The sequence below is a fragment of the Brevundimonas subvibrioides ATCC 15264 genome (assembly GCF_000144605.1).
Classification (GTDB): domain Bacteria; phylum Pseudomonadota; class Alphaproteobacteria; order Caulobacterales; family Caulobacteraceae; genus Brevundimonas; species Brevundimonas subvibrioides.
In genome coordinates this window covers 1,520,302-1,543,352 of the sequence record NC_014375.1, presented here as the reverse complement: position 1 = coordinate 1,543,352, position 23,051 = coordinate 1,520,302, and the positions used below count along the sequence as shown (strand labels likewise).

Here is a 23,051-nt window from a genome sequence, read left to right as displayed (position 1 = left end):
CCGTCGCGTTCGGAGAACAAGGGGATCTGAAATGTCGCGTGCCATCGCAACCATCGCTGCGGCATCGGTCGCAGCCCTGCTCACCGCCTGCCAGCCGACGGCGGAGGCCGAGAGCTCGGCCCAGGCCGTCAGCGGTCCACATGTCGTCGCCGCCACGGACATCGAAGCCGGGCGCTACATCGTTCTGGTCGGCGGCTGCAACGACTGCCACACCCCGGCCTATGCCCGCACGGGCGGGACCGAACCACCCGAAAGCGAGTGGCTCAAGGGCAGCACCGAGGGGCACACCGGCCCGTGGGGCACCAGCTACGGCAAGAACCTTCGCCTGACGGTCGCCGGTATGACCGAGGACGAGTGGGTCGAAAAGCTGGCCACGGGCTCGAGCCTTCCGCCCATGCCCTGGCCCAGCGTCAAGGCCATGTCCGAGGCCGACAAGCGCGCGGTCTATCGCTACATCAAGGCCCTGCCGGGCGATGCGGGCCAGCCGGCCCCCGCCCCCCTGCCCCCCGGGGTCGCCCCGCCCGGACCACCCGCCGTCTGACCTAGCCGATCGCCCCGACGCAGCCCTCGGCGTCGCCGGGCGTCAGCGCGGCGTCGGTCAGGGCCAGGGTCCAGCCGTGGTGGGTGTTCAGACCCCAGCGGCGCGCGCCGCCGCCGTCACCGGCATCGCCCCCGGCCGTGACGATCACGCTGCGCCCCCTGGGCAGAGCAGCCGGATCGATCTTGCCGACCGCCAGGGACGTCGGCTGACCGCCGGTCTGGCCGAACCCGTCGAACACGCTCAGCGAGGACCAGTCGCGGCGCAGGCCCAGCCACCAGGGATCGTCGGTGTTGATCGCCAGCACGGCCACGCCCCTGCCCTCAGCGGCGAAGGCCAGGGCGGCCTGCGGGTCCCGCACCATGCGGATGGCGGCCGCCGCACCGAAGCGGTGCCGGGCCCCGTCGAAGGCCCGTGTCGGATCGGTCGGGGCCCAGACCTGGACCTGCAGCTGGCCCTGGCGCGCCAGACCCCAGCCCACGATCTCGCGCCACAGACCTTCGACCGCATCGGCATAGCCGGGCTCGGCCCTGGCCAGCATCCGGCTGAGGACGGTCTGCTCGCGGTCGGGCCGCAGCTTGGTGTGGGGGCCGTGCGGCGCGTCCTTGGCGAGACCGACCCTGGCGGCGATGTCCAGACGGCGCTGGAACAGGGCAAGAAGCTGGTCGTCGACGCTGTCGATCTCGGCGCGCAGCGCGGCCAGCGCCATCTGCTCGGGGGACAGGTCTTGCGGGGTCATGTCGGGCCAGACGGGCTGGAGGTTGGTTTTCGGCATGGGATCAGGGCTTTCACGGTGTGCATTTCGATGAGGGGTGCGTGGGTGCGCCGCCGCCCCGGGTCGGGGCGGTCGCCGGCGAGGCTGTCAGGAGCGGGTGCCGCTCGAGGCCTCAGCCGGCGTATCGAAAGCCGTAAAAGCGATAGCCGAAATAGAGGGCAGCCGCGCGCGAACGAAGCGAGAGGGTCGAAAGCGAGGCGCGCAGCGGGGACATGGGTCGGTCCGGTTCATCGGATCGGTGGCGATCCGTACCCCCTTATGACACGCAACGATCGTGCGCCGTCAACCCGCCTCGCGGGCCAGGAGAACAAATCGCGTGCGGTTATCGGCGGAATCCTGAAGATCGAGACGCAGGATCGACAGTCCGTAGACCTCCGCCGCAGCGACCGGTGCCAGGGCAGCGCGCGTGCGGTCCCCCGCCTCGGACACGTCGCGGGCAGCCCCGGCCGTGTCGAACGCCTCGACCATCGTCAGGTTGAGCGCGGTCAGCTTGCCGGAGCACTGGGCCAGGGCGATCGGGTGGCTGGCCACGGTCCGCAGCTCGTCGAGCTCGACGCCGTCGAGCGCCATCAGGGCCATGCGGATGGGCCGCCAGGCCTCGCCCACGACGGCGAGGCCGGAGGTCCTGACCAGGGTCGCGGCCGGTTCGACATCGCCGATGGTGGAGTTCTCGACCGGGATCAGCGCGCAGTCGCAGGCCCCCGACTTCACCGCGGCGATGGCGTCCTCGAACGTCTCGAACGGGACGTGTTCATCCCAGGGACGCAGCTCGACGCAGGCCTCGTGGCTGAAGGCGCCAGGCGCGCCCTGGAAGGCCGTGCGGCCGCCCCGGTCGTCGCCGGCCGGCCGCCCGATCGCGGCCTCGGTCACGCCGCGCGCGACTGATTCAGCCGTCCGCTCTTGAGCCGCTCGGCCACCAGGAAGGCCAGCTCCAGCGCCTGGTCGGCGTTCAGGCGCGGATCGCAATGGGTATGATAGCGGCTGGACAGGTCGTCCTCGGACACGGCCTGGGCCCCGCCGATGCACTCGGTGACGTTCTGGCCGGTCATCTCCAGGTGGACGCCGCCGGGATGGACGCCTTCCGATTCGGCCACGTCGATGAAGCCCTTCACCTCGCCCAGGATCCGGTCGAACGGCCGGGTCTTGTAGCCACTGGCGGCCATCAGGGTGTTGCCGTGCATCGGGTCGATCGACCAGATCACCTTCTTGCCCGCCGCCTTCACCGCCCGCATCAGGCCGGGCAGCCGCTTGCCGACCTTGTCGTGACCGAAGCGTCCGATCAGGGTCAGGCGACCCGAGATATTGTCGGGATTCAGCGCGTCGATCAGGGGCAGCAGGTCGTCGGCCTCCATGGTCGGGCCGCACTTCACGCCGATCGGGTTCCGGATGCCGCGCATGAACTCGACGTGGGCCCCGTCCAGCTGGCGGGTCCGTTCGCCGATCCACAGCATGTGCGCCGAGGTATCGAACCACTCGCCCGTGCCGCCATCCAGCCGCGTCAGGGCGCTCTCGACGTTCAGCAGGAGGGCCTCGTGCGAGGTGAAGACCTCGACGCGGCTCAGGTCGGGGTGTGTCTCGGGCGTAACGCCGACCGCCTCCATGAAGGCCAGGGCCTCGGCGATCTTGTCGGCCAGTTCGCGATACTGGGCTCCGATGCCGTGGTCGGCGAAGCCCTGGGTCCAGCGATGGATGTTGTACAGGTCGGCATAGCCGCCGCCCGCGAAGGCGCGCAGCAGGTTCAGAGTCGAGGCCGACTGGTTGTAGGCCTTCAGCAACCGCTGGGGATCGGGCACCCGCTCTTCGGGCGTGAAGGCCGAGCCGTTGATGTTGTCGCCGCGATAGGACGGCAGGGTCACGCCATCGATCTCCTCGATGGGCGAACTGCGCGGCTTGGCGAACTGGCCGGCGATCCGGCCGACCTTCACCACGGGCTTGCGACCCGCGAAGGTCAGGACCACCGCCATCTGCAGCAGCAGGCGGAAGGTGTCGCGGATGTTGTCGGTCGAGAACTCCTTGAAGCTCTCGGCGCAGTCGCCGCCCTGCAGCAGGAAGGCCTTGCCCGCCTCCACGTCGGCCAGCTTGGCTGTCAGCGTCCGGGCTTCTCCGGCGAAGACCAGCGGCGGCAGGGCCCGCAATTCGTCCTCGACGCGCTGAAGCTCGCGCACGTCCGGATAGTCCGTCGGCATGTGCACGACGGGCTTGTTTCTCCAGGATTCAGGGGTCCAGCGCATGGTCATGGCCGTAGAATAGGCCTCTCGCGGTTGCGAAACAACAAACTAGCCCGCCGAAGTTTCCTGGTTCTGCTTCACCTTCAGCGTCACCAGTTCCTCGGCCATGGTCGGGTGGACGGCGCAGGTGGCGTCCCACTGGGCCTTGGTCAGTCCGGCCTTCACGGCGATGGCGGCCAGCTGGATCATCTCCGGCGCTTCCGGTCCGACGATGTGGACGCCCACGACGCGGTCGTTGGACGCATCCACCACCAGCTTCATCAGCACCCGCTCGTCCGATCCGGTGAAGGCGTATTTCATCGGCCGGAACTTCGTCGAATAGATATCGACCGCGCCGGAACAGGTCCGCCTCGCCTCGCTTTCGCTGAGCCCGACGGTGCCGACCGGCGGCTGGCTGAACACAGCGGTCGCCACCGCCTCATAGTCGAAATGCTGGGGGTTGCCCTTGTAGACGGTCTCGTGGAAGGCGACCGCCTCGCGGATCGCGACGGGGGTCAGGTTCATCCGGTCGGTCACGTCGCCGATGGCCCAGATGTTGTCGGCCGTGGTCTTCGACAGCGTGTCGACCTGGATCGCGCCCTTGTCGTTCAGGGCGACGCCCGCCGTCTCCAGCCCCAGGGACTTCACGTGCGGGACGCGGCCGGTCGCGAACATGACGACGTCGGTCTCCAGCTCCATGCCGTTCTCCAGCACGTTCACGAGACCGCTGTCGGTCTTGCGGATTTCCTTGTGCTGGCAGCCGAGGACGACCTTGATGCCGCGCTTCTCGATCTCTCCGGCCAGATGGGCGCGTACGTCGTCGTCGAAGCCCCGCAGGATGTTCGGCCCGCGATAGATCAGGGTCGTCTCGACCCCCAGCCCGGCGAAGATCCCGGCGAACTCCACCGCGATATAGCCGCCGCCCGCGATCAGGATGCGCTTGGGCAGTTCCGGCAGGTGGAAGGCTTCCTCCGAGGTGATCGCGTGCTCGATGCCCGGCAGCTCTTCCGGCATCCACGGGCGGCCGCCCGTTGCGATCAGGATGCGCTCGGCCGTGACGGTCAGGTCGCCGCCGTCCTCGCCCTTGCCCGCGATGACCACCGTGTGGGCGTCGGTCAGGACCGCGCGGCCATGGATCAGCTCAACGCCCGCCTTGCCGAGGTTGGCGGCATAGATGCCCGACAGCCGGGCGATCTCGACATCCTTGGTCTCGATGAATTTGGGCCAGTCGAAACTGGCCTCCACCGTCCAGCCATAGCCCTCGGCGGTGTGGAACTGGTGGGCGAAGTCGCTGGCCATGACCATGAACTTCTTGGGCACGCAGCCCCGGATCACGCAGGTCCCGCCGACGCGGTGCTCCTCTGCGATCGCCACCTTCTTGCCGCCCAGCGCCGTCAGGCGCGCCGCCCTCACCCCGCCCGAACCGGCACCGATGACGAAGAGGTCGTAGTCGTAGTCGGCCATGCCGGGCTCCGCGAAAAATACCGTCCGACCCGTCCGACCCGTTCGGGTCGACCGCCTGCGTCCATGGGGAGCCGCGCGGGGGACGCAGGACTTAGTGACCCGGGGTCAGAGCGGCAAGGCTTGAGGCCTGCGCCAATCAGCGCCTAGGGCACCAGCACCTCGACCCCGTCGTCCCGCCCGATGATCGCCTCGTCGGCCAGATCGAGGAACAGGCCGTGCTCGACCACGCCGGTGATCAGCTTCAGGTCGTCGGCCAGGCGAACCGGGTCGTGGATGGCGACGCATTTCGCGTCGTAGATGACGTTGCCGCCGTCCGTGCGGACCACGCCCCGATCCGCCTGGCGCAGCCGGGCGGGCATGGTGATGTCGTGGTCGGTCAGCACATCCATGATCCGGTTCGCCGTGGCCTTGTGGCCGAAGGCGACGACCTCGATCGGCAGGGGGAAGGCCCCCAGCACCGGCACCACCTTCGCCGCATCGGCGATGACGATGCAGCGGTCCGACGCCTCCCACACCAGCTTCTCGCGCAGCAGGGCCGCCCCGCCGCCCTTGATCAGGGCCAGCCCCGGGCCGACCTCGTCGGCACCGTCGACGGTAAGGTCGATGCGCGAGACATCCTCCAGCGTCGTCAGCGGCAGGCCCAGTTCGCGGGCCAGGTCGGCGGTCTTCTCTGACGTCGGCACGCAGCGCAGCCCGGTCAGGCTCCGCGCCGCGAGCGCCTTCACGAACCAGCCCGCGGTCGACCCGGTGCCCAGCCCCACCACCATGCCCGCCTCGACCCGCAGGGCCGCGGCCTCGCCGGCGATCTGTTTCTGGTGATCGCTCATTTCGATTTCGCCGCCTTGATCGCCTTCGCCCGTTCGCGGAACGCCGCCCCCGCGCCCGGCATGTTCACCTGACGCCCGCGTCCCAGGGCCATGGCGTCGGCCGGCACATCCTCGGTGATGACCGAGCCCGAGCCGATCACCGCTCCCGCCCCGATCGTCACCGGCGCGACCAGCGCCGAGTTCGACCCGACGAAGGCCCCGGCCTCGACCTCGGTGCGGACCTTGTTGAAGCCGTCGTAGTTGCAGAAGATCGTGCCCGCGCCGATGTTCGCGCCCACCCCCACCGAGCCGTCGCCCAGATAGGACAGGTGGTTGGCCTTGGCCCCCGTCTCCATCCGCACGTTCTTGACCTCGACGAAATTGCCGACCCGGACGCCCTCGCCCAGGTCCGCGCCGGGGCGCAGCCGCGCATAGGGTCCGACCTCGGCCCCCGTCGCGATCGTCGCGCCCTCGATATGGCTGAAGCTGCGGATGCGCGCGCGTTCGGCCACCGTCGCGCCGGGACCGAAGACCACGAAGGGCTCGATCACCGTGCCCGCGCCCACCCGGGTGTCCCAGGCGAAATGCACCGTCTCCGGCGCGCTCATCGTCACGCCGGCGGCCAGGAAGGTCTCGCGCTGCACCTTCTGGAACAGGGCCTCGGCGGTCGCCAGCTCGGCCTGGGCGTTGACCCCCATGACCGAGTCCTCGGACGCCATCACCGCCCGCGTCGGCGCGCCGCGCTTGCGGGCCAGCTCGACCACGTCGGTCAGATAGAATTCGCCCTTGGCGTTCTCGTTGGTCACCTCGGCCAGCAGCTCGAACAGGAGGCCGACGGGTGCCGCCATGACGCCCGAATTGCAGGTCTTCAGGGCCAGGACCTCGGCCGAGGCCTCCTTGGCCTCGGTGATGGCGGTCAGGGTGTCGCCTTCCATGACCAGACGGCCATAGGCCCCCGGATCGGCCGCCTCGAAGCCGATGACCGTCACCCCGTCATGCGCCTCGAACACCGCCTCGATATCGGCGGCGCGCAGCAGGGGCACGTCGCCATAGGTCACGACCACCTGCCCGACGAAGTCGCCGAGCACCGCTTCAGCGGCACGGACCGCGTGGCCCGTGCCCAGCGGCGGGTCCTGGACCGCGATGGACTCCTCGCCCAGCCGGTCGACCACATGCGCCCGCACTTCCGGAGAGTGCGCGCCCACCACGACCACGATCCGCTCGCAGCCCAGGGCCTCGGCCGCGTCGATGGCGTGGTCCAGCATGGCGCGGTGACCGACCGGATGAAGCACCTTGGGCACCGGCGACTTCATCCGCGTGCCCTGGCCGGCGGCGAGGATGATGGCGGCTCTGGGGTGGCTGGTCATGAATCGGTCCGGCGGCTAGTCAACGGCCGAGGTCTAACCCATCGGGCGGCCCGACGGGAGAAGGCAAGATGATCGAACGCGACCTTGAAGGCTGGACCCTGGCCTTCGACCTGGACGGCACCCTGGTGGAGACGCATCAGGACCTGGTCGGCACCCTGAACCGCATGCTGGTGTCGAAGGGTCTGCCGCCTGCCCCCATGGAGGGCGCCCGCGACCTGATCGGCGGCGGGGCCCGGGCCCTGCTGGAGCACGGCTTCACCCTGGCCGGCGCGCCGCTGGAACAGGCACGCAACCCCGACCTGTTCGACGCCTTCATCGCCGACTACATCGAGCACATCGCCGATGAATCCGCCCCGTTCGACGGCGTGGTCGAGACGCTGGAGACCCTGTCGGCGCGGGGCGCGACCCTGGTCGTCGTCACCAACAAGCGCAGCGACCTGTCAGAGCTGCTGCTGGGCAAGATCGACCTGACCCGCCACTTCGCCGCGATCGTCGGCCCCGACCGGGTCAGCGAACGGAAGCCTTCCGGCGCTCACCTGATCGAGGCGATCAAATCGGTGGGCGGCGACCCGGCCCGCGCCGTCATGGTCGGCGACGCCGCCCCTGACGCGGGCACGGCGAAGGACGCGAACATCCCCTGCGTCCTGGTCAGCTTCGGCTACACCCCGATCCCCGTCGAGGATCTGGGCGGCGACATCATCGTCGATGCCTTCGAGGACGTGGAAGAGGCCGTCGATATGATCGTGGTCGATCATTACGTGAACAAGGCGATGTTCGGGGGCTGACCCCTACCCCGCCTTCGCCGCGTCGAAGGCCGCCCGGGCCGTCTCGATCCGCGCCAGATGGGCCTCGGCCCAGGTCCAGACGCCACAGAAGGCCTCGGCGAGGCTGAAGCCCATGTCGGTCAGGCGGTACTCGACCTTGGGCGGCACCACCGGGTGGACGGTGCGGACCACCAGGCCGTCGCGCTCCATCTGGCGCAGGGTCTGGGTCAGCATCTTCTGGCTGACGCCGCCGGACAGGGCCGCCAGCCGGGTGAAGCGCTGCTCGCCGTGCTCGGCCAGGACATCCAGCACGATCATGGTCCATTTGTCGGCGACCCGGCCGATCACCTCATTGACCAGGGCCTCGACGCGCGGATCGACCGGCGGGTGATCGAAGATCGCGGGGCGTTCGGCAACGGGCCTGGCGGCAGCGGCGGACATTGGTTTCCCTTCGGTGCGTATGGCACGTTTCGGTGCCTGCTTTCGATCAGTGCGTGATCGTTCTATCTGCTCCGGCACGGGGCCGGAACCCCGAAGGAGCGACGACATGAACACCGCACACGACACTGTCCTGATCACCGGCGGCGGCACCGGCATCGGCCGCGCCATGGCCGAGGCCCTGCACACCAGGGGCGCAAAGGTCATCATCGCCGGCCGCCGCGCCGAGGTCCTGGCCGAGGTCTGCGCCGCCAACCCGGGCATGGCCCATGCGGTGCTGGACGTGGCCGATCCCGCCTCGATCCCGGCCGTCGTGGCGCAGGTGATCGCCGACCATCCGGCCTTGAACGTGGTCATCAGCAACGCCGGAATCATGAAGGCCGAGAATCTGTCCGCCGGAGCGTTCGACGCCGCCCTCGTCGACGAGACGGTGGCCATCAACCTGCTGGGCACGATCCGGGTGGCGGCGGCGGTCCTGCCGCACCTGCTGCAACAACCGGCGGCGACCTTCGTCACCGTGTCCTCGGGCCTCGCCTTCGTGCCCCTCGCCGCGACGCCCACCTACTCGGCCACCAAGGCGGCGATCCATTCGTGGACCCAGGCGCTGCGGACCCAGCTGTCGGGGACCTCGGTCAAGGTCGTCGAATGGGCCCCGCCCGCCGTGGCGACCGACCTGATGCCGGGCCATGCCGAGAACCCCAACTCCATGCCCCTGGCCGACTTCACCGCCGAGAGCCTCAGCCTGTTCGAGGCCGGGCACGACACGGTGCTGGTCGAGCGGGTCAAGTTCCTGAGCGGGGCCGAGGCGCGGGGGGACTATGCGACGGTGTACGGGATGTTGAACGGGGCGCACTGAAGGCCTTCCTTCTCCCGGAGGAAGAGGGTCTGGGGCGTCGATAGAATTCATCGCCACCGCGCCGGTTGCAGTCGTGCCTGGCAGGCAACATGTTGCGGCTCCTCCCCGGAAAGACCGCCGTCATGCTCGCCAGATTCTTCGCCATCCCGCTGTGGCAGCGCACCGCCGCAGGGTTCGCGCTCGGCATCATCGCCGGGCTGATCCTGAGGGAACAGGCGACGGTGTGGCTGCAGCCGATCGGGGACGTCTATCTGAACCTGATCCGCATGGTGGTGGCGCCGCTGGTGCTGTTCACCATCGCCTCCTCGATCGCCAAGCTGGGCGCGGGCGCGGGCGCGATCCGGTTGGGCGCGCGCACCATCCTGTGGTTCGCCATCACCTCCCTGCTGGCCGTGCTCGTCGGTTTCGCCTTCGGTCACCTGATCAACCCGGGGCTGGGGCTGTCCAACCTGCCGCTGGGCGAGGTCAAGGACCGGGTCATCCCGACCCCGCTGGAGGTGCTGCTCGGCATCGTTCCGACCAACCCCTTCGCGGCGCTCAGCGAGGGCAAGGTGCTGCAGATCATCTTCTTCTCGGCCCTGGTCGGGGCGGCGCTGGTGGCCCTGGGAGACCGGGCCCAGACGGCGCGGCGGCTGGTGGACGAGGGCGCGGCCATCATCTTCCGCATCACCCGCTGGGTCATCCAGCTGACCCCGTTCGGCGTGTTCGGCCTGATCGGCTCGGTGGTCGGCGGCTATGGCTGGGAAGCGCTGCTGCCGCTGGGCAAGTTCATCCTCGCCATCTACGCCGCCTGCCTGTTCCACATCCTGATCGTCTATTCCGGGCTGCTGAAGCTGCACGGACTGAAGGCGACCAGCTTCTTCCGCGGGGCCTTCGCGGCCCAGCAGACGGCCTTCGCCACCTCCTCCTCGCTCGGCACCCTGCCCATCACCCTGCGCCAGACGGTCGAGCGGCTGGGCGTGCCCCAGGCCTACGCCGCCTTCGCCGTGCCGCTGGGGGCCAACGTCAAGATGGACGGCTGCGGGGCTATCTACCCGGCCATCGCCTCGATCTTCATCGCCCAGTATTTCAGCATCGACCTGACCATCACCCAGTACGTCCTGATCGGGCTGACGGCGGTGCTGGGGTCGCTCGGGACCGCCGGGGTGCCCGGGACCAGCATCGTCATGCTGACCCTGACCCTGTCCACTGCGGGCCTGCCGCTGGAGGGCATCGGCTATATCGTCGCCATCGACCGGATCATCGACATGATGCGCACGGCCACCAACGTCACCGGCCAGATGCTGGTGCCGGTGCTGGTCGCGAAGGAAGAAGGCCTCCTGAACCAGGGCATCTACGACGGCCACGTGGCCTGGCTACCCGGCGACCCGGAAGCCGAGACGCCCGAAAACGTGGTCGCCGCCGGCATCTGATCCTCTTGCCTCCCGCCGGGGAGCGGGCTATGTCCCCGCCTCCCCGCATGGACCGAGGTCTGCGGGGCCCGAGATGGATGCGTAGCTCAGCGGGAGAGCACCTCGTTCACACCGAGGGGGTCACAGGTTCAATCCCTGTCGCATCCACCACTCTCTCCCCCTCCGCCGCTGAAGGTCACCTGCAGCCCCGTTCCGTTGCCCTTGTCGGCATTGCGGCGGAGAACGGTGGCGCGGACGTCACAGCATAATCCGAACACTGCACAACTTTGAGTATGGACCATGCCTCTGGAACGGGTCATCGTCCGCGAAAGATGCGCCTTTGTTGCAGGCGCATCGAACGTCAGTGCTCGAGAGTTCGTTTGCCGCAGTATCGCTTACATCTCCACGATGGGCCCACCAGGCCATCCGAGACCCGATACATCGATCTGCCCAGCAACGAGGAAGCGCTCGAGTTGGCGCGCGACGCCCTGATCGATAACGAGCAGTTTTCCCGTGCCGAAGTGTGGACCGACGACCGCATCGTCGTGGTGTTCGAGCGCGGCGGGGACAGGCCCTAGCCGCGGCGTCGCGTTTCGGCTGTAGCGCCCCGCGGTCACCGACCGAGGCAGGCCGGCTCCGTTACATCGCGGGCTGACGGGTTCGATCCCTGTCGCATCCAGCCTCTTTCCGCTCTAGAACCCGAAGCGCCGCAAGCCAGCGACCTGCTGTCCTTGCGAACCGTCATGCAAGGGGCCCGACCGTGATCCACGAAATCGCCGAGATCGATATCATCCCCGGTCACGAGGCGGAGTTCGAGGCGGCGGTGGCCGAGGCGGCGTCGCGTTTCCGCAGTGCGCGGGGCTGCCGCAGCCTGGCCCTGAACCGTTCGGTCGAGCACCCCCGGAAGTATCGGCTGGTCGTCGGCTGGGACACGATCGAGGATCACATGGTCCACTTCCGCGAGAGCGAGGCCTTCCAGGTCTGGCGCGGTCTGGTCGGACCCCATTTCGCCAGTCCCCCGCAGGTCGAACATGTCGAGACCGTGCTGGAGGCCTTCAGCCAGTGACCCTGACCTTCCCCTCCGCCCCGCCCGTCCTCGCCCCCACCACCACCGGCGAGCAGTTCCCCGTGCGTCGCCTGTTCTGCATCGGCCAGAACTACGCCGCCCATGCGCGCGAGATGGGCGGAAATCCGGACCGCAAGCCGCCGTTCTTCTTCACCGCCTGGGCCGAGACCGTGGTCCCGGACGGCAGCGTGATCGCCTATCCGCCCATGACCGCCGACTATCACCACGAGGTCGAGCTGGTCGTCGCCATCGGCGCGCCCGGTCGCGATGTGGCCCCCGCCGACGCCCTGGCCCTGGTCCATGGCTATGCAATCGGCCTCGACATGACCCGCCGGGACCTTCAGGCCGCTGCCAAGGAAGCCGGACGTCCCTGGGATGCCGCCAAGAACGTGGAAGCCTCCAAGCCGCTGGGGCCGATCCACCCCGCCGCCGGCTTCGATCCTGCGTCCGGGTCCATCACGCTGAGCATCAACGGCCAGCCCCGTCAGGCGGGCGACCTGGCCGACCAAATCTGGTCGGTGCCCGAGATCATCGCCCATGTGTCGAAATTCTACCGGCTCGAGCCGGGCGACCTGATCTACACCGGCACGCCCGCGGGCGTCGGCCCGGTCGTGCCCGGCGACACGCTCGTCGCGGCGATCGAGGGCCTCGGCACCCTGACCGTCACCGTCGGCCCCGCCGCGCACTGAGGCTCCGACCATGATCCTGCACGGCTATTTCCGCTCCTCGGCGGCCTGGCGCGTCCGCATCGCGCTTCATCTCAAGGGCCTGCCGGTCGAGACCCGGTTCCAGCACCTGGGCAAGGGCGAGCAGCTGTCGCCGGCCTACAAGGCCGTCAATCCGCAGGGCCTGATCCCCAGCCTGGTCTTGGACGACGGGGCGGTCCTGACCCAGTCCCTGGCCATCTGCGAGTATCTGGACGAGGCCCATCCCGAACCGCCCCTGCTGCCGGGGGCACCGCTCGACCGCGCGCGCGTGCGCGCCTTCGCCCAGGTCATCGCCTGCGACATCCATCCGGTCCAGAACCTGCGGGTGCTGAAGGCGCTGCAGGCCCGGGGCCAGACCCAGGACGACACCCGTGGCTGGGCACGCGAGGTCATTTCCGGCGGCTTCGACGCGCTGGAAACCCTCGCCGCCGATCGGCCCGGTCCCTTCGCCTTCGGCGACACCCCGACCCTGGCCGACATCTGTCTGGTGCCCCAGATGGCCAATGCCCGCCGGTTCGGCGTGGAGCTGCGCTGGCCGCGCCTGTCCGCCATCGAGACCGCCTGCCTGGCCCTGCCCGCCTTTTCCGAGACCCACCCGGACCGTCAGCCGGATGCCGAATAGGACCCAGCCATGAAGGTCGTCATCGTCGGTGCCGGTCACGCGGGCGGATCCGCCGCGGCCCTGCTGAAGGCCTCGGCCTTCGAGGGGGAGATCGTCCTGCTGGGCGACGAGCCCGCGCTCCCCTACCAGCGCCCGCCCCTGTCCAAGGCCTGGCTGAAGGGCGAGGCGGATCTGGAGTCCCTGCTGCTGCGGCCCGAGAGCTATTACGCCGAACAGGGCATCACCCTGCGCACCGGTGTCGTCGTCTCCGCCGTCTCACCGGCCGCGCGCACCGTCACCCTGTCGGACGGCAGCGTGGAGACCTACGACACCCTGATCCTGGCCACCGGCTCGACGGGTCGCCGCCTGCCGATCCCGGGCGCGGACCGGTCCGAGTTGATCGAGCTTCGCACCTTGGCTGATGCCGAGCGCCTCAAGGGCCAGCTCGGACCCGGCCGTCGGCTGGTGATCGTCGGTGGCGGCTATGTCGGGCTGGAAGCGGCGGCCTCGGCGCGTGCGCTGGGCGCCGAGGTCGTTCTGCTGGAGCGGCTGGACCGGGTGCTGAAGCGCGTCGCGTCCGAGCCCCTGTCGGCCTTCTTCACCGCGCGACACCGGGCCGAGGGGGTCGACATCCGCCTGGACGTCGAGGTCGCGGCCTTCGAGGACGGCGGCGTGCGGCTCGCGGACGGTACACTGGTCGAGGCCGATGTCATCCTGGTCGGGGTCGGGGCCCTGGCCAACGACGGTCTGGCCCGCGCAGCCGGTCTGGCCTGCGACCCGGCGGGCTCCGGCGGCATCGTCGTCGATGAGACGGCGCGAACCTCGGATCCGTCCATCTACGCCATCGGCGACGTCACGGTCCGCCCCGTGCCCGTCCATGGCCTGACGTTACGGCTGGAAAGCGTGCCCAACGCCCTCGAGCAGGCCCGACAGGCCGCGCACGCGATCGTCGGCCGCGCCCAGGTCGCGCCGGAAGTGCCCTGGTTCTGGTCGGACCAGTACGACCTGAAGCTTCAGATCGCGGGCCTGCCGCAGGCGGCAGACCGGACCGTGGTGCGCGGCGATCCCGCGACCGGCCGGTTCGCCGTCTTCCACCTGTGCGAAGACCGCATCGTCTGCGTCGAGGCGGTCAACGCCCCGCCCGAGTTCATGGCCGGCAAACAGATGATCGGACGGCGCACGCCGGTCGATGTCGCCAAACTGACGGACCTCGCCGTCTCGATGAAGGCGGTAGCGCTGGAGCCCGCCGCCTGAGCCACGGCGGGCCCTCCGTCAGAGTCCGCCGCGATACGAGCCGTTGGACGCCAGCCGCACCACGATATCGTCGATCTGCACCCCGCCCCGGTCGATGACCAGGTTCTGGTAATTGCGCTGGCCTTCCATGGTCTCGGACTCGACGCCCTGAACCTCGGCCACGAACTGGGCCCGCAGATAGGTGGCCAGTTCGCCGGCGGTCACCGCCCCGTCGCCGTCGCCGTCGCCTTCACCCGCCAACCCCGCGCGCAGGAAGTGGGACAGGTATCCACCGGCCTCGAACTTGTCGGCCACCGCGCTGGTCAGGTCCTCTTCGGAGCTGAACAGGCCCATGACTCCCGGCCGATCGACGACGTTCCGCGCAAAGCCGCCCGAGAAACAGCTGTCCAGCACCAGCAGCGACAGCCGGGTATCCAGGCTGTTGAACAGCCGCGCCATTTCGGTGTCCGTGATCTCTCCGTCGGTCAGGATGATGGACTCGGTGCGACCGTCGGGTTCCTGGGCACTGGTGACCGAATCTTCCTGGCTGCCGTGGCCAGAGAAGAAGAACAGGAACATGTCGTCGGGCCCGGCCTCGCGCGCGACCTCGGTGAAGGCGCGACGCACGCCCGCCACCGTCGCCTCGGCATTGGTCAGGACCACGCTGGAGGCGTTCAGGACGCCCTCGCGGTCCAGTGTCTCGGCCAGTTTCTCGGCGTCCTCGTCGGTGTAGGGCAGGTTGTTGGCCTCATCGCCGTAGTCGGAGATGCCGACCATGATGGCGAACACCCGCGGGCCACCCTGAACCGCCGCCTGGCGCTGCGATCCCATGCTGGGCGTCACGCTGAACCGGTAGGATCCCGTCTCGCCGGGCTGATAGCTGGTAACCGCCACCGTGTATTCGCCGTCTTCCGACAGGACGGTGTCCAGGCGGCTGTTGGTGCCGTCCTCGCCGTCGTCGTTCTCCAGCTGCTCGCCCGAGGGCGTGGTCAGCAGGACATAGGCGTCGAAGGCCGAGGACGTCAGCTCGGCCGCCACCCGCTGGCCGCGCTGGCCCCGGAAGGTGAAGGTGTCGACGTATTCGCCGCTGTCCAGCTGATCGTCGCCCGACTGCAGGCTGCCGCCGACGGTATCGCCGACCCGGATCGTGCCGCCGGCCACATCCTGGCGGCCGCGATCGTTCTCGACATAGCTGTCCTGCTGCGGCCGTCCGGCCTGCTGGCGGCCGGTCGCCGGCACGACGCTCAGGCGATAGTCGCCGGCCTCCCCGGCCTCGTAGCTGGTGGCCGTGATCCGGTATTCGCCATCGGCCGGCAGGGTCACGAACAGTCGGCTGTTCAGGCCGTCGCCCTCGGAGTCGTCATCGTTGAACTCCGACAGCCCGCCGGGCCCCTGGATGGCGAGGTAGGGGTCGAAGCCGTTGCCGGTCAGGCGCAGGTCCAGCTGCTGCCCCCGGCGTCCGCGCACGGTGTAGGTGTCGATGTATTCGCCCGAGTCCAGCTGGCGGTCGCCGCGCGCCAGCGAGCCGTTCACCGTCTGGCCGACCGTGATGGCCCCCTGCACCGGACGCTCGGGCGGCTGATAGGCCCCCTGCGGCGGACGTCCCTGCCCGGTCGAAGATCCCCGTCCGCCTTCCTCCAGCGCGATCTGGTAGCGGCCGGTCTCGCCGCTTTCGAAGCTGGTAGCCGAGACGTTGACTGTCCCGTCGGCGGGCGCGGTGAAGCGGATCCGGCTGTTGCGGGTCCCGCGCTGGCCGGTGTCGTCGTCGTTGTCCTCCGACAGCCCGCCTGGTCCGCGCAGGATCAGATAGGGATCGAAGTCGCTGGCGTTCAGGCTGACCGAATAGGTCTGGCCACGCCGGACCGGGAAACTCCACGCATCGGCGAACTCTCCGGTCGACAGGGTGCGGTCGCCCGACGCGAGCGCGCCGGAGGCCGGGCGATCGGCCGACAGGACACCGCCGCCTGCGTTGCCCCCCGTGTTTCCACCGCCGCCGCCCCGCGGGCCGTTGCCACCGCCGGTCCCCAGGCTGATGGAATAGCGACCGCTTTCGCCGGACTCGTAGCTGGTGGCCGTGATCCGGTAGGTGCCGTCGACCGGCAGACGCACGTCCAGCATGGAGTTGGTGCCGTCGTCGCCGCCGTCGTCGTTGTCTTCCTCGAAGTCGCCGGGCCCGCGCACCATCAGATAGGTGTCGAAGTCGTCCGAGCGCATCGTCACCGCCAGAGGCTGACCCGCGCGACCCTGAACCTCGTAGACGTCGATGAACTCGCCCGAGTCCAGCTGGTCGTCGCCGCGCGCCAGCTCGCCCTGCACCTGTCCGCCCGGCCGCAGCTGGGTCTGGGCCCAGACCGGCCCGGTCAACAGCGGTCCACCCGCGAGGCTGACCGAAAGGACCGTCGAAAACAGAAGCTTGCGCATAAAGATTCCCCCGAATACCGGCGGCACACTGCCCGTGGGAAGCTTCGCTGTCATCCCGTCGCGTAACCGGGGTCAGATTCCGACATCTTTCGGCCACCACCACCATTCGGCCTTGATCGGGGAGCATACGCCCCGCCCTCCCGAAACGACCCAAAGACGCTCACGCCTCGCCAATCCGGGCGAAGCGCACTACGGAATTCATATGCCCTTCCCCGCCAGTCATCCCGCGCTCGACCGCGCCCTCTCCGAACGCGGCTATGCCGAGCCGACGCCTGTCCAGGCCGCCGTGCTGGAAGCCGCCCTGTCGGAGGACGGCAGCGTCGATGCCGAAAGCGGACGCGACCTTCTGGTCTCGGCCCAGACCGGGTCGGGCAAGACGGTCGCCTTCGGCCTGGCGCTCGCCCCCACCCTGCTGGGCGAGGCCGAGCGGTTTACCGACTTCGGCGCGCCCCTGGCCCTCGTCATCGCCCCCACCCGCGAACTGGCCCAGCAGGTCGCCAGCGAGCTGACCTGGCTCTATGCCCAGACCGGAGCGCGCATCGTCTCCTGCGTCGGCGGCATGGACCCCAAGGTCGAGCGTCGGGCGCTCGAGCGCGGAGCCCACATCGTCGTCGGCACGCCCGGCCGTCTGCGCGATCACCTGGAGCGCGGCGCGCTGGACCTGTCCGAGGCCCGCGCCGTCGTCCTCGACGAGGCCGACGAGATGCTGGACATGGGCTTCCAGGAAGACCTGACCTTCATCCTCGACGCCGCGCCGCCGACCCGCCGCACCCTGATGTTCAGTGCCACCCTGGCCCGCGACATCGTCCAGCTGGCCAAGACCTACCAGCGCGACGCGATCCGCATCGACACCGTCGCCGGCAACAAGTCCCACGCCGACATCGAATACAAGGCCATCCGTTGCGCCCCCAACGAGATCGAACTCGCGGTCGTCAACGTGCTCCGGTACTTCGAGGCTCCCGGCGCCCTGGTGTTCGCCAACACGCGCGAGCGGGTGAAGCACCTGACCGCCTCCCTGCGCGAGCGCGGCTTCTCGGTCGTCGGCCTGTCCGGTGAACTGACCCAGAGCGCCCGTTCCGAGGCGCTGCAGGCCCTGCGCGACGGCCATGCCCGCGTCTGCGTCGCCACCGACGTGGCTGCTCGCGGTCTGGACCTGCCCGATCTGGGTCTGGTCATCCACGCCGAGATCCCGGTCAACAAGGCCGGCCTGCTGCACCGTTCGGGCCGCACCGGGCGCGCCGGCAAGAAGGGCGTCTCCGTCCTGCTGGTCAGCTACACCCGCCGCCGCAAGGTCGAGCTGATGCTGCAGTCGGCCGCGATCGTCGCCGAATGGTCGGGACCGCCGAGCGCCGAGATGATCCTGGAGAAGGACCGCGAACGCCTGCTGGCCGACCCGGCCCTGACCGCCCCCGTCGAGGACGCCGAGGCGCTGGAACTGGGCCGTCTGCTGCTGGAGCGCACCACGCCCGAACAGGTCGCCGCCTCTCTGATCCGCCTCTATCGCCAGAAGCTGCCCGCGCCGGAAGACGTCTATGACGACGACCGCATGAAGCGACAGCAGGAGACCGGAAAGAACGACCGCGGCCAGACCGACGCCCCGTTCCAGGACTTCGCCCGCGGCGGCGAGATGGCCTGGTTCCGCATCAACATCGGCCGCGACAAGAACGCCGACCCGAAATGGCTGCTGCCCACCATCTGCCGCATCGGCCATGTGACCAAGCGCGACATCGGCTCGATCAAGATCTTCGACCGCGAGACCAAGTTCGAGATCACCAAGGAGGCCAAGGCCAAGTTCAAGGCCGCCGTGGCCGCCTCGACGGAGGACGGCGTGACCGTTCAGGACGCCGTCGCGCCCGGGCCCAAGGAGCGCCCCGCCAGCCGCTGGGACAAGACGCCCGTCGGCGGCGAGCGCCCGGAGCGCGCCGAGCGCAAGCCCTGGGCCAACAAGACCGAGGGCGACCGCGCACCCCGTGGCGACAAGCCGCCCTTCGAGAAGAAGCCGTGGGTCAAGCGCGAGGGCGCTCCGACCGGCGAGAAGAAGCCCTGGGTCAAACGCGACAATCCCGAAGCGGTCGAGCGCACGCCCTGGGCCGGCAAGGTCGAGACCGGTGACGCCCCGGCGAAGAAGCCCTGGGTGAAACGCACAGCCGACGCCCCGACGCCCGAGGGCAAGAAGCCGTGGGTCAAGCGGGACGACCCGGATCGTCCGAAGACCCCTTGGACTCCGGCCTCGGATGCCACGCCCTCAGCCCCCGGCGAAAAGCCGTGGAAGGGCAAACCCAAGGGCGGCGACCGCCCCTGGGCCGCCAAGGACGCGCGCGGCAAGCCGGCCGCCAAGCCCGCGGGTGACAAGAAGCCGTTCAAGAACAAGAAGAAGCCGAACGGCTAGGGGCCAGAACCCTCAGCGCTCCGGTTGACGCAGGGATGTCCAGCGAGCGGTTCATCACAGCGACCACAGCGGGCCACGGCGAGCACAACGGGATCAGGACTGCGGCACCACCGCCGGGCCCTTCCTTCTGAGCAACGTCCGCCGAAGCGAGGCTCGGCGGCGACGCCGCCCCCGGTCTCGTTGCGGTGCCAGGAGCGATCGACGAGCGCGACTACCGCTCGGTCCCGTCGTGTCCTCCGTGACCTCGCTGTGCTCGCTGTGATGAACCTGAGCGACGGCCGCGCCAACTCAGCCGACAAACGCCCTAGAGCGCCCGGAACCACCGGTCCAGCAGCGCGGCCTCCGCGCGGCGGGCCTCCGTGCGTTCGGCATTGTCGGCGTCGACGCCCCACTGTCGCTCCTGGAAGGCCTCGTCCAGGCGACTGATCTCGAACGCAGCCGCGCCCGACAGGGCACCGCGCTGCACGGCCAGTCCCAGGATCGCGCTGCCGAACAGCGGGACGGCCGTCGCCAGCCCCGTCAGGGCGAAGTCGTCCAGCTCGAGCGCCAGGGTCTTCACCCGGGCGAGGGTTTCCGGCGGCTGGGGCCGGTGGATGATGCCTTGGGTGGCCTCGACATGGACGCCCAGTTCGGCCCCCGCCCAGTGCCGCCACGGGGCCCAGTCCCGCGCCTGCTCGGCGACCAGATTGGTCGGGTGTTCAGCCAGGTAGCAGAGCAGGTCTGACCCCACATAGGAGGCGATCTCGTCGGCTACGGGTTCGCGCGTCTGGCTGACCCGGTCGATGGCGGTGGCCGCCAGCCGGGTGGCGGGCATGGTGCCCGGTTCGATGAACTCGCCCTGGGCCGCCCACTCGTCGGCGACCAGTCGCGCCGCCGCCTCGGTCGGCAGGACCATTCGGGCATGGGCCGGAGTCTTGGGGGCCCGCCCGTCCAGCAGGACGACATGGCCCTCTCCGTCCGGCGCAACGGACGCGTCCTTCCAGAACCGCTTCAGCCGTTCCTCGGATTCGCGAAACCCCTTCTTGGCGGCGACGCGCGGGTCCAGCGGCGGGATATGGCTCATGCGAAGGCTCTCGAGGCGAAACGGTCCAGCGCGACCTCCAGGTCGGCGAAGTCGGTGGCGACATGCGGTGCGCCCGCCGCGATCTGTTCCTCGGGCGTATGAAACCCCCAGGCGACGCCCTGCGGCCGGACCCCGGCATTCAGCGCCATCGAGATGTCATGGGCCGTGTCGCCGATCATGATGGTGTCGGCCGCGCCGGCCCCGGCCGCCGTCATCGCGGCGTGCAGCATGGCCGGATCGGGCTTGCCGGGGCCGTCCTCGGCGCAGTGGGAGGATACGAACAGTTCGCCCCAACCTTCGCGCGCCAGGTTCCGCGCCACGCCGCGCCGGTTCTGCCCCGTCGCCAGCGACAGCCGCCAGCCGTCGCGATGCAGGCGACGTAGCGTGTCCAGGGCCCCGGGATAGAGCGGCTCCTCGTGGCCCGCGTCGAACATCCGCCCGAAGCTGGCCCGGAAGGCCTCGGTGAACCGCTCCAGCTCGGCCGGGCCGAGGTCCGGCTCCAGCACGGCCAGGGCATGCGGCAGGCTCAGGCCCACGATCTGGCGCACCCGGTCATAGTGGGGATCGGGCAGGCCCAGATCCCGCGCCGCCTCGGTCGCCGCCTGCAGGATCGACGCGCGGCTGTCGACCAGGGTCCCGTCGATGTCGAAGACCGCCAGAGGGCGCTTCATCGAAATCCTCCCCCATTGGGGGAGGTGGCGCGGCGCATCTTCGCGCCGTGACGGAGGGGGCCTACCGCGAATGCCGGAGTGTGGGGCGAGCCCCCTCCACCCCCGCGCAAGCGCGCGGCGGTCCCCCTCCCCCTACGGGTGAGGATTGCCATCATCGCTGCCGCCTCACCCCCGCGAAGGGATCGTGGTCCGACTCGTTCTCGTCGAAGCCGAAATGCTCGAAGCCGGCCCGCAGCTCGGCGCTGATCGGGGCTTCCACGACCAGCGTCCCGCCCGCCGGATGGTCCAGTTCGATCCGCCGCGCGTGCAACTGCAGCTTCAAGGGCCCGCTCAGCTGGGTCGAGGCGTCGTCGCCGTATTTTGGATCGCCCAGGATGGGATGGCCGATCGCCTTCATGTGCGCGCGCAACTGGTGGGTCCGGCCGGTGAAGGGTCGCAGCGCCATCCACGACGCGCGCTGCGCCGCATGGCTGATCACGGCATAGGCGGTCTCGGCCGGTTCGGCCCCCGGGTCCTTCGGGTCGGCGGGACGCATGATCTCGTAGTCGTTGATGCCCGACTTCTTCAGATGAACGCTGATCTGGCCGTCGGCGGGCTTGGGCAGACCCATCACGATGGCCCAGTAGGTCTTCTTGGCCTGACGCCGCGCGAACGCCCCCGCCAGCCGCTTGGCAGCCTCCGGTCCCTTGCCCAGAAGCAGGACGCCCGAGGTGTCCCGGTCCAGCCGGTGCACCAGCCGCGGGCGTTCCATCCCCTCGCCCCAGGCCGACAGCAGCCGGTCGACGTGGCGCGTCGTCTTGGTGCCCCCTTGCACGGCCAGGCCCCACGGCTTGTTCAGGGCGATCACCAGATCGTCCTCATAGATGACCATGGACTTGGCGAAGGCGATGTCGGCGGGGGTCAACGCCATATGCTCGCCCGGCGCGCGCACGATGGGCTCAGGGATCGGCGGCACCCGCACGGCCGCGCCCGCCGTCAGCCGTCCCTCGGGCTTGATGCGGGCCCCGTCGACGCGGATCTGGCCCCCGCGCGCCATCTTCTGCACCTGGATGTTCGACAGATGCGGCCAGCGCCGGCGGAACCAGCGGTCCAGCCGGATGCCGTCCTCGGCCTCGGCGACATACAGGATCTGGGCCTCGCGCGCGCCGACCGGCCCCTTGGGCTCCGGCGCGGCGGGTGTGGTTTCCTTGGGATCGTAACTCACAATGCCGCTCCAAACGCCCGTCGCGCCATCATCAATCCCGCCATCAGCGCCGCGATCGCCAGCACCACCGACAGCCCTACATAGGCCGCCGCCATTCCATAGTCCCGCCGCTCGATCATCAGCACCGTCTCCAGCGAGAAGGCGCTGAAGGTCGTGAACCCGCCGAGGATGCCGACGGCGGCGAACACTCGCACGGTCTCCTGCGACGCCTCGGCCCGCAGGCCTATCCAACCGACCAGCAGGCCCATCGCCAGACCGCCGACGACATTGACCGCCAGCGTCCCCCACGGCCAGGCCCCGGCCGGGAACAGCCGCCCGGCCGCCAGCCCCACGCCATAGCGCGCCATGGAGCCCAGGGCCCCGCCGATGGCGACCAGCAGAAATCGTGTCATGATCGGGGGCTTATAGCGCGCAATCGCCGAAAGCACAGGGAGGCGTCCATGCTCGATCTGGTCCTGGCCATCGTCCACCACCTGCTGGTGTTCGGACTGGCGATCATGCTGGCGATGGAGCTGGCCTATCTGCGCGCCGACCCGGTGCCGGTCGCGCGCCTGACGAAGCTAGACGGCGGCTACGGCGGGGTGGCCGCCCTGGTCGTCGCCGTGGGCGTGGCCCGCATCGTCTGGGGGGCCAAAGGCTGGGTGGCGTACGAGGCCAACCCCTTCTTCTGGGCCAAGATCGCGACCTTCGCCGTCATCGTCCTTCTGTCTGTCATGCCGACGATCCAGTTCATCAAATGGGGCCGGGCGCTGAAGGCCGACGCCGGCTTCCGCCCGCCCCCTTCCGCGGTCGCCCGCACGGCCCTCTGGGTCCGGATCGAGGTCCTGCTGCTGCTCCCGCTGGTGGGGTTCGCTGCGGCGATGGCGCGCTGGCCGCTCTAGACCGAGCTGGGTGCGCTTATCCACTGTCCGGGCTCGCGTGGCCAGGGAGCCTGCCCACCCATTGGCATCGGGTTCAGCGGCTGCCTTCGCCCAACGGGGCAGGATTACCTGACCAAAACGTCACTTGCCGCCTGCTACGGTTAACGGCGATATCCAGCTTCGCGTCGCGAGAGAACACCGTCCGCCCGGCGGCGGGGTCTGTCATACTG

Annotated in this window: 22 protein-coding genes and 1 tRNA gene; 11 read left to right on the top strand and 12 right to left on the bottom strand. The window is 69.5% G+C overall.

All coding sequences use genetic code 11. The features are described 5' to 3' along the window. Nucleotides 1-31: 31 nt before the first annotated feature. Nucleotides 32-541, top strand: coding sequence for a cytochrome c (locus BRESU_RS07765; RefSeq protein ID WP_013268988.1), 510 nt, complete (start codon nucleotides 32-34; stop codon nucleotides 539-541). Between the two features lies 1 nt (nucleotide 542). Here BRESU_RS07765 and BRESU_RS07760 read toward each other — a convergent pair whose 3' ends face one another. From BRESU_RS07760 to glmU, 6 genes are all read right to left on the bottom strand, one after another. Continuing rightward, nucleotides 543-1,313: a chorismate mutase gene (locus BRESU_RS07760; RefSeq protein ID WP_013268987.1), complete on the bottom strand. Its 771-nt coding sequence runs from the start codon at nucleotides 1,311-1,313 to the stop codon at nucleotides 543-545. Nucleotides 1,314-1,595: 282 nt separating this feature from the next. Next, nucleotides 1,596-2,183: a prephenate dehydratase domain-containing protein gene (locus BRESU_RS07755; RefSeq protein ID WP_013268985.1), complete on the bottom strand. Its 588-nt coding sequence runs from the start codon at nucleotides 2,181-2,183 to the stop codon at nucleotides 1,596-1,598. After that, nucleotides 2,180-3,550, bottom strand: coding sequence for a class II 3-deoxy-7-phosphoheptulonate synthase (locus tag BRESU_RS07750; RefSeq protein ID WP_013268984.1), 1,371 nt, complete (start codon nucleotides 3,548-3,550; stop codon nucleotides 2,180-2,182). Before BRESU_RS07750 ends, BRESU_RS07755 begins: the two co-directional genes overlap by 4 nt. A 39-nt stretch (nucleotides 3,551-3,589) precedes the next feature. Next, complete coding sequence (gene gor / locus BRESU_RS07745) at nucleotides 3,590-4,984, bottom strand: glutathione-disulfide reductase (RefSeq protein WP_013268983.1); 1,395 nt, start codon at nucleotides 4,982-4,984, stop codon at nucleotides 3,590-3,592. 143 nt (nucleotides 4,985-5,127) lie between these two features. Beyond that, nucleotides 5,128-5,811, bottom strand: coding sequence for a ribose-5-phosphate isomerase RpiA (gene rpiA / locus BRESU_RS07740; RefSeq protein WP_013268982.1), 684 nt, complete (start codon nucleotides 5,809-5,811; stop codon nucleotides 5,128-5,130). Continuing rightward, the gene (gene glmU, locus BRESU_RS07735; RefSeq protein ID WP_013268981.1) at nucleotides 5,808-7,157 is read right to left on the bottom strand and encodes a bifunctional UDP-N-acetylglucosamine diphosphorylase/glucosamine-1-phosphate N-acetyltransferase GlmU; all 1,350 of its coding nucleotides are present in this window, start codon (nucleotides 7,155-7,157) and stop codon (nucleotides 5,808-5,810) included. The genes rpiA and glmU overlap by 4 nt, the downstream gene beginning before the upstream one ends. A 68-nt stretch (nucleotides 7,158-7,225) precedes the next feature. Here glmU and BRESU_RS07730 point away from each other — a divergent pair, with 68 nt between their 5' ends. Further along, nucleotides 7,226-7,942: an HAD-IA family hydrolase gene (locus BRESU_RS07730; RefSeq protein WP_013268980.1), complete on the top strand. Its 717-nt coding sequence runs from the start codon at nucleotides 7,226-7,228 to the stop codon at nucleotides 7,940-7,942. Nucleotides 7,943-7,945: 3 nt separating this feature from the next. Here BRESU_RS07730 and BRESU_RS07725 read toward each other — a convergent pair whose 3' ends face one another. After that, nucleotides 7,946-8,362: a winged helix-turn-helix transcriptional regulator gene (locus BRESU_RS07725; protein ID WP_013268979.1), complete on the bottom strand. Its 417-nt coding sequence runs from the start codon at nucleotides 8,360-8,362 to the stop codon at nucleotides 7,946-7,948. A gap of 106 nt (nucleotides 8,363-8,468) precedes the next feature. Here BRESU_RS07725 and BRESU_RS07720 point away from each other — a divergent pair, with 106 nt between their 5' ends. The 7 genes from BRESU_RS07720 to BRESU_RS07685 all read left to right on the top strand — a co-directional run bounded on the left by BRESU_RS07720 (nucleotide 8,469) and on the right by BRESU_RS07685 (nucleotide 14,234). Next, the gene (locus BRESU_RS07720; RefSeq protein ID WP_013268978.1) at nucleotides 8,469-9,215 is read left to right on the top strand and encodes an SDR family oxidoreductase; all 747 of its coding nucleotides are present in this window, start codon (nucleotides 8,469-8,471) and stop codon (nucleotides 9,213-9,215) included. A 122-nt stretch (nucleotides 9,216-9,337) separates the two neighbouring features. After that, nucleotides 9,338-10,627 carry a dicarboxylate/amino acid:cation symporter gene (locus BRESU_RS07715; protein WP_041761438.1) on the top strand — a complete coding sequence of 430 codons (1,290 nt, stop codon included), beginning with the start codon at nucleotides 9,338-9,340 and terminating at the stop codon, nucleotides 10,625-10,627. A gap of 75 nt (nucleotides 10,628-10,702) precedes the next feature. Further along, nucleotides 10,703-10,777 (top strand) — tRNA-Val (locus BRESU_RS07710). 589 nt (nucleotides 10,778-11,366) lie between these two features. Continuing rightward, the gene (locus BRESU_RS07700) at nucleotides 11,367-11,672 is read left to right on the top strand and encodes a putative quinol monooxygenase (protein WP_013268975.1); all 306 of its coding nucleotides are present in this window, start codon (nucleotides 11,367-11,369) and stop codon (nucleotides 11,670-11,672) included. Next, the gene (locus BRESU_RS07695) at nucleotides 11,669-12,361 is read left to right on the top strand and encodes a fumarylacetoacetate hydrolase family protein (protein ID WP_013268974.1); all 693 of its coding nucleotides are present in this window, start codon (nucleotides 11,669-11,671) and stop codon (nucleotides 12,359-12,361) included. The genes BRESU_RS07700 and BRESU_RS07695 overlap by 4 nt, the downstream gene beginning before the upstream one ends. A gap of 10 nt (nucleotides 12,362-12,371) precedes the next feature. Next, nucleotides 12,372-13,001, top strand: a complete 630-nt coding sequence (maiA, locus tag BRESU_RS07690; protein ID WP_013268973.1) for a maleylacetoacetate isomerase — start codon at nucleotides 12,372-12,374, stop codon at nucleotides 12,999-13,001. Nucleotides 13,002-13,010: 9 nt separating this feature from the next. Then, nucleotides 13,011-14,234: an NAD(P)/FAD-dependent oxidoreductase gene (locus BRESU_RS07685; protein ID WP_013268972.1), complete on the top strand. Its 1,224-nt coding sequence runs from the start codon at nucleotides 13,011-13,013 to the stop codon at nucleotides 14,232-14,234. Between the two features lie 18 nt (nucleotides 14,235-14,252). Here the strand turns inward: BRESU_RS07685 and BRESU_RS07680 are convergent, their stop codons facing one another. Next, nucleotides 14,253-16,634, bottom strand: coding sequence for a pre-peptidase C-terminal domain-containing protein (locus BRESU_RS07680; protein WP_013268971.1), 2,382 nt, complete (start codon nucleotides 16,632-16,634; stop codon nucleotides 14,253-14,255). A gap of 202 nt (nucleotides 16,635-16,836) precedes the next feature. On the opposite strand from BRESU_RS07680, the gene BRESU_RS07675 reads away from it, so the two are divergent. Next, nucleotides 16,837-19,023, top strand: coding sequence for a DEAD/DEAH box helicase (locus BRESU_RS07675; RefSeq protein WP_013268970.1), 2,187 nt, complete (start codon nucleotides 16,837-16,839; stop codon nucleotides 19,021-19,023). A gap of 304 nt (nucleotides 19,024-19,327) precedes the next feature. Here the strand turns inward: BRESU_RS07675 and BRESU_RS07670 are convergent, their stop codons facing one another. The 4 genes from BRESU_RS07670 to crcB form a co-directional block, all read right to left on the bottom strand. Further along, nucleotides 19,328-20,086, bottom strand: a complete 759-nt coding sequence (locus BRESU_RS07670; RefSeq protein WP_013268969.1) for an ATP12 family chaperone protein — start codon at nucleotides 20,084-20,086, stop codon at nucleotides 19,328-19,330. After that, nucleotides 20,083-20,757 carry an HAD-IA family hydrolase gene (locus BRESU_RS07665; protein WP_013268968.1) on the bottom strand — a complete coding sequence of 225 codons (675 nt, stop codon included), beginning with the start codon at nucleotides 20,755-20,757 and terminating at the stop codon, nucleotides 20,083-20,085. Before BRESU_RS07665 ends, BRESU_RS07670 begins: the two co-directional genes overlap by 4 nt. Before the next feature lie 151 nt (nucleotides 20,758-20,908). Then, a complete protein-coding gene (locus BRESU_RS07660) occupies nucleotides 20,909-21,961 on the bottom strand; it encodes an RluA family pseudouridine synthase (protein WP_013268967.1) in 1,053 nt (350 codons plus the stop codon). Continuing rightward, nucleotides 21,958-22,353, bottom strand: coding sequence for a fluoride efflux transporter CrcB (gene crcB, locus BRESU_RS07655; RefSeq protein ID WP_041762256.1), 396 nt, complete (start codon nucleotides 22,351-22,353; stop codon nucleotides 21,958-21,960). Before crcB ends, BRESU_RS07660 begins: the two co-directional genes overlap by 4 nt. A gap of 48 nt (nucleotides 22,354-22,401) precedes the next feature. On the opposite strand from crcB, the gene BRESU_RS07650 reads away from it, so the two are divergent. Then, the gene (locus tag BRESU_RS07650) at nucleotides 22,402-22,842 is read left to right on the top strand and encodes a DUF2214 family protein (RefSeq protein WP_013268965.1); all 441 of its coding nucleotides are present in this window, start codon (nucleotides 22,402-22,404) and stop codon (nucleotides 22,840-22,842) included. The last annotated feature ends 209 nt before the right edge of the window (nucleotides 22,843-23,051 follow it).